The following is a 986-nucleotide window of genomic DNA, read 5'->3' on the forward strand; positions in this document are numbered from 1 at the left end:
CTACTTCAGACTGGCGGTACGACCGGTGCCGGGCCAGGCTCGGTCGAGGTGCTCGGCGGGACGCTCTCTTTTCGGCTGCCCACAGTGGTTGAGTGTGGCTCTCTTTTGGCGTGTGTCCCGCCGGGCACCGGGCGAGGTTGTGGCTCAAGAGGGGTCTGCCCGGCTCGAAGTAGCGTTGCCCTCCTCGCCGTCCCTGTTGCAGGCGAGGAGGAGAGCGAAATTGATCCCGGTTATTATTGGCATGGATCCACACAAACGATCCGCCACAATCGAAATACTCGATCGGATGGAGCATGTGCTCGGCCAGAGTCGGTTCGGCACCGATGCGCCCGGGTGCCGCGAAATGCTCGCACAAGGTCGACGGTATTCGGCCCGGGTGTGGGCGGTGGAGGGTTGCAACGGAATTGGCAAGCACCTGGCGCAGCGGCTGGTCGCCGACGGCGAGACCGTGCTGGACGTGCCGGCGAAGCTGTCCGCGCGGGCGCGGGTGTTCTCCACCGGGCAAGGCCGCAAGACCGACGCCACCGACGCCCACGCGGTCGCGGTGGTGGCGCTGCGCACGCCCGACTTGGTGCGGGTGCGGCCGGACGACCATCTGGTGGTGTTGCGGATGCTGGCCGATCGCCGCGACGAACTCGGTACCGCCCGTACTGCCACGGTCAGCCGCCTGCACCGACTGCTGCTAGAGCTGATTCCTGGTGGTGCCAAACGATTTCTGTCGGCCACGCAGGCTCGCGCGCTGCTGAACGGTGTGCGTCCGCGGGACCTGGTCGGCAAGACCCGTCGCCAGCTCGCCGCCGAACTGATCACCGAACTCACCGCGCTGGACAAGAAGATCAAAGCCGCGGACAAGCAGCTCACCGACCTGCTCGTGGAGACCGGCACCGGGCTGCGCGACCTCTACGGCATCGGTCCGTCCGGAGCGGCCAGATTGCTCGGCGACATCGGCGACATCGACCGGTTCCCCACCGCCGCCCGATTCGCTT

1 protein-coding gene is annotated in these 986 nt (G+C 66.9%); it reads left to right on the plus strand.

Features of this window, described 5'->3' with window-relative positions:
* Window positions 1–286 precede the first annotated feature (286 nt).
* The coding region (locus CF165_RS51020; protein ID WP_240522223.1) for an IS110 family transposase at window positions 287–986 on the plus strand (700 nt) is incomplete at its 3' end.

The sequence above is a fragment of the Amycolatopsis vastitatis genome (assembly GCF_002234595.1).
Lineage (GTDB): Bacteria > Actinomycetota > Actinomycetes > Mycobacteriales > Pseudonocardiaceae > Amycolatopsis > Amycolatopsis vastitatis.